The organism is Thiorhodococcus minor (genome assembly GCF_010820565.1).
Lineage (GTDB): Bacteria > Pseudomonadota > Gammaproteobacteria > Chromatiales > Chromatiaceae > Thiorhodococcus > Thiorhodococcus minor.
On the sequence record NZ_JAAIJQ010000140.1, the window covers coordinates 1 to 8,014 of the forward strand.

At 66.1% G+C, this 8,014-nt stretch carries 8 protein-coding genes and 1 CRISPR repeat array; all 8 genes read left to right on the top strand.

Annotated elements, in window-relative coordinates:
- The coding region (gene csx16 / locus G3446_RS29035) for a CRISPR-associated protein Csx16 (protein WP_164456377.1) at window positions 1-1,372 on the top strand (1,372 nt) is incomplete at its 5' end.
- Window positions 1,373-1,389: 17 nt separating this feature from the next.
- Window positions 1,390-2,544: a Card1-like endonuclease domain-containing protein gene (locus G3446_RS24845; RefSeq protein WP_164456378.1), complete on the top strand. Its 1,155-nt coding sequence runs from the start codon at window positions 1,390-1,392 to the stop codon at window positions 2,542-2,544.
- A 213-nt stretch (window positions 2,545-2,757) separates the two neighbouring features.
- Window positions 2,758-3,219, top strand: coding sequence for an REP-associated tyrosine transposase (locus tag G3446_RS24850; RefSeq protein WP_164456379.1), 462 nt, complete (start codon window positions 2,758-2,760; stop codon window positions 3,217-3,219).
- Between the two features lie 149 nt (window positions 3,220-3,368).
- Window positions 3,369-3,653 (top strand): CRISPR-associated endonuclease Cas2, encoded by a 285-nt coding sequence (gene cas2, locus G3446_RS24855; protein ID WP_164456380.1) that lies wholly within the window; start codon window positions 3,369-3,371, stop codon window positions 3,651-3,653.
- Window positions 3,654-3,655: 2 nt separating this feature from the next.
- Window positions 3,656-4,693 carry a CRISPR-associated endonuclease Cas1 gene (gene cas1, locus G3446_RS24860; RefSeq protein ID WP_164456381.1) on the top strand — a complete coding sequence of 346 codons (1,038 nt, stop codon included), beginning with the start codon at window positions 3,656-3,658 and terminating at the stop codon, window positions 4,691-4,693.
- Between the two features lie 115 nt (window positions 4,694-4,808).
- Window positions 4,809-5,657 (top strand): CRISPR-associated endonuclease Cas1, encoded by an 849-nt coding sequence (locus tag G3446_RS24865; RefSeq protein WP_164456382.1) that lies wholly within the window; start codon window positions 4,809-4,811, stop codon window positions 5,655-5,657.
- 8 nt (window positions 5,658-5,665) lie between these two features.
- Window positions 5,666-6,016, top strand: coding sequence for a CRISPR-associated endonuclease Cas2 (cas2, locus tag G3446_RS24870; RefSeq protein ID WP_164456383.1), 351 nt, complete (start codon window positions 5,666-5,668; stop codon window positions 6,014-6,016).
- A gap of 189 nt (window positions 6,017-6,205) precedes the next feature.
- Window positions 6,206-7,045 (top strand): HNH endonuclease, encoded by an 840-nt coding sequence (locus G3446_RS24875; protein ID WP_164456384.1) that lies wholly within the window; start codon window positions 6,206-6,208, stop codon window positions 7,043-7,045.
- Between the two features lie 259 nt (window positions 7,046-7,304).
- A CRISPR array of direct repeats spans window positions 7,305-7,980; the repeat unit is 37 nt; unit sequence GTTCGAATCAGAGACCCGATCTAAAGGGGATTAAGAC.
- Window positions 7,981-8,014: the final 34 nt, after the last annotated feature.

Here is an 8,014-nt window from a genome sequence, read left to right on the forward strand (position 1 = left end):
GCCCGAGGCGACCAGCGAGCGGGAGCTATGGGAGATCTTTCAGATCCTGATGGATCGGGTGCGAATAGGCGATGAGCTGATCTTCGATATCACCCACTCGTTTCGCTCGCTGCCCATGCTGTTCACGGTGCTCATCCAGTACCTAGGCGTGGTCAAGAAGATCCGGCTGCGAGGTGTCTACTATGGCGCCTTCGAGCGCTTGGGTTCGGTCCGTGCGGTCCAAGAAATGACGATAGACGCGCGCGATGCCCCCATCGTGGACCTCACCCCCTTCTTGGGCGTCTACGCCTGGGGCACAGCCATCGACCATTTCCTCCGCTTTGGCCAAGTCGGCGAGCTGCAAACCCTGATAAGCGATCACATCAACCCGGTGCTCAAGGCGACACGCGGCCGAGACGACAACGCCCGTGCGCTGCGCGGGATCGTCTCCAAACTCGCCGACTTTGCGACCAACGTCCAATACGTGCGCGGTAAGGCGTTGTCGAAGATGGCCTTTCAGACACATATCGTCGAGCCGCTGCGTCAAGTGAGGGGCGACTTCCTACCGCCGTTGCAGCCGGTACTCGACACCCTCACTGAGCGTTTTCGCGACTGGCCTGACCGCGATCCGTTCAACGGTCTGCGCGCCGTCGAGTGGTGCATCGAGCACGGCCTGATTCAGCAGGGACTCACGCTCCTCCAAGAAACGCTCGTGGAGGTCATGACCACACGCCTTGACGAGCAGCTCGCCACCGTCGGTGCCGACAAGGAGAATGACGAGGACCGCCTCATAAAGCGTCGCATCTTCATCTCCAAACTGCTCAATGTGCTCGCCCGCGACATCCCGCCGTCCGAATGGCGCGACGAGCTAGCCGGGCAGCGTGCCGCCGCCCAAGCATGCGCGCGCCGCGTGCCCACAGACCTGCCCGTCCTGTACGAGAAGCTCACCCAGCTACGCAACGACATCAACCATGCCGGCTACGTAAAGGCATGCGGCGCGGACAAACTGCGCCAAGGCCTCGAGGACTGCCATCGCGCGCTCCTTGGGCTGATCGAGGAGATTGGGGCAGGCAATGAAAGCCGAGGCCGGACCTACTTCGTCAGCCGCCATCCCGGCGCTCGCGGCTGGGCCGCCGGAGAAGGCCTCGCCATCGACGCCTTCGTCGACCACATCAATATCGACCGAATCCGCCCTAACGACAGCGTCATCGGCACGCTACCGGTCAATCTCGCGGCGGAGATCTGCGCGCGCGGCGGGCACTATCTGCACCTCTCCCTCGACCTGCAAGCACAGATGCGCGGTCAGGAACTGACCGCCGAGCAGATGCGCCAATGCGGTGCGCGCCTCGAGCCCTATCTGATACAGCGCGCCGCTCAGCACGACGGCGACTGACGCGCGAGGAGGCACCCATGCCAGAGCACACCCACCTCTACCTCGTCTCCAGCCAGGCCACACCCAACCTCACCCCCGCGCTGGATCCCGCTGTCGCCCCCCGCCGCGTCATTCTGCTGGTCTCGCCCGACATGAGCCGGCGTGCGGAATGGCTCGAGGCTGTGCTCAAGCCGCGCGGGATGCGCGTCGACCGTTGGGAGATCCAAGACGCCTGGGACATCGGCCACATCCAGCTGCGCGTGCTGGAGCTGCTTGAGGCCGAGCAGGATCTGCTGCGCGAGCTGAGCATTGCACTCAATGCCACGGGCGGCACCAAGCCCATGAGCATCGCCGCCTATGAAGCATTTCGCGCCTATGAGCTGCCCATCTTCTACGTCCACCCGGAGCGCGACCGCCTCATCTGGATGCACCCGCCGGGGCGCGATCCCATCGACATCGCCAACCGGGTTGAGATCAGGGCCTTTCTCCAAGCCCATGGCTCGCGCGTGCAGTCCCTCGAAACAGAGGTGGTGCCCGCCTCGCACCAAGCCTTGGCCGAATGGCTGGTCGGCGGGCAAGCGCGGCTGTCTCGCGCCCTGGGCACCCTGAACTGGCTCGCCTACCAGGCCGAATCGACCTTGCGCACGCCACCGCTCGAGCGCCGGCATCGGCGCGACCCGGAGCTCGGTGCACTGATCGACCGCTGCATCGAGGCGGGCTTGCTTTACCGCATGGGTGACCACCTGCGCTTCCCGGACGAGGCCGCGCGTTTCCATCTCAATGGCGGCTGGCTGGAGGAGCACGTCTTTACCATCCTGCGCGGTCTGCGTGGCCCGGATCAGCCCATCCAGGACCTCGCGCGCAGCATCAACCTCTACCGCCTCGACCAGCGCGGCGCCGAAGTGCGCAACGAGATCGACGTCGCCTGCCTCGCCGAGAACCGCATGCACCTGGTCGAGTGCAAGACCCGACGCTGGAGCGACGGCGGCAGCCAAGGACCCGGCGCCGAAGCCCTCTACCGGCTCGACACCCTGGTCGACCTGCTCGGCGGCCTGCAAGCGCGCGGCATGCTCGTGAGCTACCAGCGCCTGCCGGCCAGCGTCATGCAGCGCGCCAGCGACCTCGGCATCCAGGTCTGCGCCGGCTCGCGACTCCCTGAGCTGCACACCGCCCTCGCGCGCTGGCTCGGCTAAGCGATCCTCGTGGGAGCGCAGCCCCGGCGCGACGAGCCCGGGCGCCGAGGTTGGCGCTAGTCGCGGCGGGGCGCCGCTCCCACAGGCGCCGCTCCCACAGGCGCCGCTCCCACAGGCCCCGCTTCCACAGGCGCCGCTTCCACAGGCGCCGCTTCCACAGACCCCGCTTCCACGGGCGTCTCGCTCAAACCAATCGCCAAGGAGAATCCCGTCATGGCAGACAGGCTTCACCGCAGCTCACCGCAGCCCCACTCCAAAGACCTCCGCAAAGGCCGCTTCTCGGAGAACGGCCGCGCCTACCACATCACGACGACGACCTGGATGAGGCGAAGCGTCTTCGCGGAGCTCGAGCCCGCGCGCATCCTCATCCAGGCCCTCATGGCTTCGGACCGACTCGGCCGCGGCGAAACCCTCGCCTTCGTCGTCATGCCGGACCATCTGCACTGGCGACTCACCCTTAGTGACACCCGGCTCCAAGACGTCGTGGGCTCCATGAAATCCGTCGTCGCGCACCGGATCGGCGGGCGCATTTGGCAGCCCGGCTATCACGACCACGCAATCCGCCAGGAAGAAGACCTGCGCGCCGTCGCCCGCTACATCGTCGCCAACCCACTGCGAGCCGGTCTCGCGGACCGCATCGGCGACTACCCTCACTGGGACGCCGTCTGGCTGTAAAGCCGTGGGAGCGCCGCCCCGGCGCGACGAGCCCGGGCGCTGAGCTCGGAGCCAGCCGCGGCGGGGCGCCGCTCCCACATTCCCACAAGCAGCCGCACCGCAAGCTTGCCATCGCAGCTCCCCGCGCATGCCGGCGCTAACCTGCCGGCATGACACAGCGACACCTCCACATCGCCGCCTACGACATCTCCAGCGACGCCCGGCTGCGTGATGCCCTGCGGGTCCTCAAGGGCTACGCCAGCGGACGCCAGAAGTCGGTCTTCGAATGCTTCCTCACCCCAGCTGAGCGCAGCAGCCTGCTAGCGGAGGTCCAGGGCATCCTCGACAAGGACGAGGACCGCTTCGTCCTCGTCCGCCTCGACCCGCGCGGCAAGATCCGCGTGCGCGGGCGCGCCGTCAAGCCAACCGATCCACCTTGGTTCTACGTGGGATAGCCATGAGCAGCCTCTATCTCGACCGCCGCGACACCACTCTCAAGCTTGAGGGACGCGTCCTTGCCGTCTACATCAAGGACCGGCGCGAGAGCACGGTGCCGCTGCGCCTGCTCGAGCGCATCGTCCTGCGCAGCAGCGTCGCGCTCGACAGCGCCACCCTGGCCCGGCTCGCCGATACCGGCGTCGCCGTCGTCGCCTTCGGCGGGCGTTTCGGACGCAGCCAGGCCGTCGTCATCGGCGCCGGCCACAACGAGGCCGCCAGGCGCATCGGTCAGATGCGCCGCTATGACGATCCCGACTACCGGCTGCGCTGGTCCAGGCGCATCGTCATCGGCAAGCTGCGCGGACAACGCCGCCTGCTGCGACGCGCCCTCGCCCGCCGGCCGGACCAGCGCCACCCGCTCACCCAGGCGCTCGCGGCCCAGGATCAGGCGCTGACCCGACTGCGTGAAGACACCGGCCTGACGCTCGACCAGATTCGCGGCATCGAGGGCGCGGCCGCCGCGGGCTTCTTTCGCGGCTACACCCGCGTCTTCGCGCCCGAGCTCGACTTCACCGGGCGCAACCGCCGCCCGCCGCGCGACCCGGTCAATGCCGCCCTCTCGCTCGGCTACAGCCTGCTGCATGCCGACGCCGTGCACGGCAGCCACGTCGCCGGCCTGGACCCCATGATCGGCTTCTTCCACGCGCTCGACTTCGGCCGCGCCTCCCTGGCCTCGGACCTCATCGAGCCGCTGCGCCCGCACGTCGAGCACTGGGTGTGGGAGAGTTTTCGCGAGCGCGTCTTGCGCCCCGAGGACTTCAAGCGTGATGCCGAGGCCTGTCTTCTGAGCAAGGAGGCACGCGGGCGCTATTTCGCCGCCTTCGAGCGCTTCGCCCGGCCGCGCCGGCGCCTGCTGCGGCGCTGGACCACCAAGCTCGCCGGCCAGCTCGCCGAGCATGGGCACCCGAGCATCAGCCGATCGAGCCAAGTGGTCACAACCGCTGCGGGACCAGCCGAGGGCGGCGAGCCCTTCGAGATCCCCTTCGGTCCGGATTGAGCGTGGCAGCGCCGCCTGGTGGGAGCGCCGCTCCCACAGACCCGCTCCTAGCCAGGCGCCGCCCCCAACATTCCGGCCCCAGCACCTCCAACCAGGACAATCGGAGAGAAGCCCAATGCCCACTGATCCCAGCTCGAGCGCCCTTCACGGCAGCACCGGCATCGGCACCGAAGACGGACGCCCCCTCTATCTCGCCCCTAGCGAGGAGACCTGGGTCGGCCTGGACGGCGCGGCACTGCGCGTGTCCCGTCTGGCGCGCGCAGACCAGCTCTTCCCGTTGCGACGCATCGGGCGCATCTACAGCAGCCGCCGGGCCGACTGGGAGACCGGCGCCCTGATCGCCTGCGCCGAGCAGGGTATCCCGGTGATCTTCATGAGCGACGACGGCGAGGTTCTGGCCCGCCTGCTCGGGCGTCCCGGCGAGCGCGACGAGCTGCGCAACCGCCTCATCCCCTTCCTGCTGCGCCCGGAATCGCTCGGCATGCTCCAGCACTGGCTGCAGACCCACAGACGTCGCGCCGCGCGCTGGGCGGCGGGCAAACTGCGGCTCGGCTCGCAAATCGCCGACATCGCCTGGGTCCGCGAGACCATCAACGCTCAGACCCAGTATTTTGCCGGCGAAGCAGCCGCGCGCCAGACGCGCCAATGGCTGCGCGCGCTCGCCTATGCCTGGATGGAAGAGCATCTGAACGACCTCGGCCTGGGCCGCTCCACGGAGCTGGCTCAAGCCGGGCGTCCCAGCCTGGCCGCCGAGCTGACCGACATTTTCTACTGGTACCTCGAGCCCGCGCGCCACGGCTGGCTCAAGCGCCGCTTCCTCGCCGCCAAGCGCAAGGGCCAGCCCGTGGTGGCACCCAGCCATCGCGATGTCGTCTGGCTGTTCGAATCCCGTGCGCTCAAGGCTGCGGCGCGCGGACGCGAGATCACGGCGAACCTCCACCGCTGGCTGATCCACGAGGTCTGAGCGCCCGCATGGCCATCAACGCACCTCAGCTCTTTCTGCTCGCCTACGACATCGCGGATCCCAAGCGCTTGCAGCAGGTCCACCGCTGCGTGCGCGCAGTCGGGATCCCGGTTCAGTACTCCGTCTTTCTCATTCCCGGACTGCCCAGAGACATCGACGCCCTGCTCGCTGAGCTGGACGCCATCATCGAGGCGTCGCGCGACGACATCCGCGTCTACCCGCTGCCGAAACGCCTGGACGTCATCCGCTACGGCAGACAGCACATGCCGATCGGGCTGGATTTGATCCAAGGGGCCGATCTACAGGAGGCCTTCCTCAGTATCGTCGGCGCCCCGCCCCCCGGAGGCGGCCCGGATTGACCGCCTCGCGCTTGCCGCACAAGGCCGCACCCAGCGTCGCGAGTTGCGCCACCAGCACCTGGCAAGCTTGCGACCGCTGCCAGAGCATTCACAGCCGTGCTCTACTGCCGCCCCCGACCGGCCCGCTCGAGCGGACATCGACACTGCGCATCATTCGATCAGGAATCGCTCGCAACAGGAGAGCTACCGATGCTGAACGTCCACGACTACGTCAACGCGAACAACTGCCTGACTTCGGTCTGCGCCGAGTACAAGCCCTTCAGCGGCGACCTAGTCCCGCATCCCTATCTGGTCAACGGCGACTATTTCGACGTCTCGCTCAATGGCAAGTCGAACGACAAGCACCACCTCAGCTTCCCCGAGCTGGTGGAGCTGCTGCGCGACCCGGCGCGCTATCCCTCGGCGCGGGTGCGCTGCAAGCCCAACCGGCCGGGGACCACACCCAACGGGCGCCGCGTCCTCTCCAAACTGAACTGGGAGCCCTTGCGTCGACAGCTCGCTGAGCAGGGCCTCATCCCGGATGCGAAGGACCAGCAAGACGATTCCGGCCAGAAGACGGTTCCGACGGGAGAGGCGCAGGAGCCGCCAGCGCCAACCACCGAGGGCGACTATCGCATTGATCCCGAGCGTCTCGATGCGCGCAAGCAGGCGCACTTGAAGCAGGCGATCCGCCCCGGCCAGCAAGGCTTCCGGCAGCGCCTGATCGCGCTCTCCGGCGGCGCGGTCTGCGCGATCTCCGGCTGCCGCATCGCCAGCCTCGTGCAGGCGGCTCATCTCATGCCCTACCTGGGCGAGGCGGACAACCATCCGGCCAACGGCCTGCTGCTGCGCGCGGATCTCCACCTCCTGTTCGACCGTGGACGCCTCGGCATCGACCCGGCCACGCGCCAGATCCACCTGCATCCCGAGGTCGCCAGCGACCCGCACTATGCCCCCTACCAAGGCGCCCAGTTGGACACCCCGCATCACCTCTCCGAGCCTGCCCTGCAAGTGCGCTGGAGCTGGTATCGCGACGCCGTGGCCAGCTAGCCAAGGGGCTAGCCGGGCGCCGCGCGCATCACCGCGCTCGGCACCCGCGGGCCGTCCCTCCCATGCCCCGCGTCTGTCCGATCTCACGCATTGTCCCCGCACCCAAGCTGGGGTAGCCTCTGGCATCGAGTCGAGCACGCATCACAGCTACGGAGGTAACGCCCGTGACCGACTTCTGCACGTCAACTTTCGCGACTTCGAAAATCCTGGGAACCCCCTTCGCAAGCCATTGTTTCAAAAGGCTCCCTGGCGACGAGCGGTTCGAATCAGAGACCCGATCTAAAGGGGATTAAGACTGAAGGTAGAGCCAGGACTCGCACTTCACTTTGGGTTCGAATCAGAGACCCGATCTAAATGGGATTAAGACGATCGCCGTCTTGCCGGCGTCGTAGAGCTCCCAATGTTCGAATCAGAGACCCGATCTAAAGGGGATTAAGACCACTCCATACAAAGAGCACGGAAATTGGAGCTGAGTTCGAATCAGAGACCCGATCTAAAGGGGATTAAGACAGTTTGGTTGTAAAGGGTGTACATACTATTCCTCTGTTCGAATCAGAGACCCGATCTAAAGGGGATTAAGACGTATTACCGCGTCCTTCGTGCACTGGAACCTTTCGTTCGAATCAGAGACCCGATCTAAAGGGGATTAAGACTTGCTTGACGGCGAGGTCAAGCATGGTGTCAAGGTTCGAATCAGAGACCCGATCTAAAGGGGATTAAGACCGCCTTGCGCCTTAAGGGCCACATAACGTCCCCTGTTCGAATCAGAGACCCGATCTAAAGGGGATTAAGACCAAGTGCCAAGGCATAGTCATTAGTACCAAGTGGTTCGAATCAGAGACCCGATCTAAAGGGGATTAAGACGTGGTCTCCTTGGGAGGTTGGTCGTGGGTCAAGGGTTACAATCAGAGACCCGATATAAAGGGGATTAAGACGCAAAATGACGAGCCAATTATTCAGGGCGCGCGG

Coding starts and splice junctions, on each gene's coding strand:
- G3446_RS24845 (WP_164456378.1), top strand. CDS start 1,390: ATGCCAGAGCACACCCACCTCTACCTCGTCTCCAGCCAGGCCACACCC.
- cas1 (WP_164456381.1), top strand. CDS start 3,656: ATGAGCAGCCTCTATCTCGACCGCCGCGACACCACTCTCAAGCTTGAG.
- cas2 (WP_164456380.1), top strand. CDS start 3,369: ATGACACAGCGACACCTCCACATCGCCGCCTACGACATCTCCAGCGAC.
- G3446_RS24875 (WP_164456384.1), top strand. CDS start 6,206: ATGCTGAACGTCCACGACTACGTCAACGCGAACAACTGCCTGACTTCG.
- cas2 (WP_164456383.1), top strand. CDS start 5,666: ATGGCCATCAACGCACCTCAGCTCTTTCTGCTCGCCTACGACATCGCG.
- G3446_RS24865 (WP_164456382.1), top strand. CDS start 4,809: ATGCCCACTGATCCCAGCTCGAGCGCCCTTCACGGCAGCACCGGCATC.
- G3446_RS24850 (WP_164456379.1), top strand. CDS start 2,758: ATGGCAGACAGGCTTCACCGCAGCTCACCGCAGCCCCACTCCAAAGAC.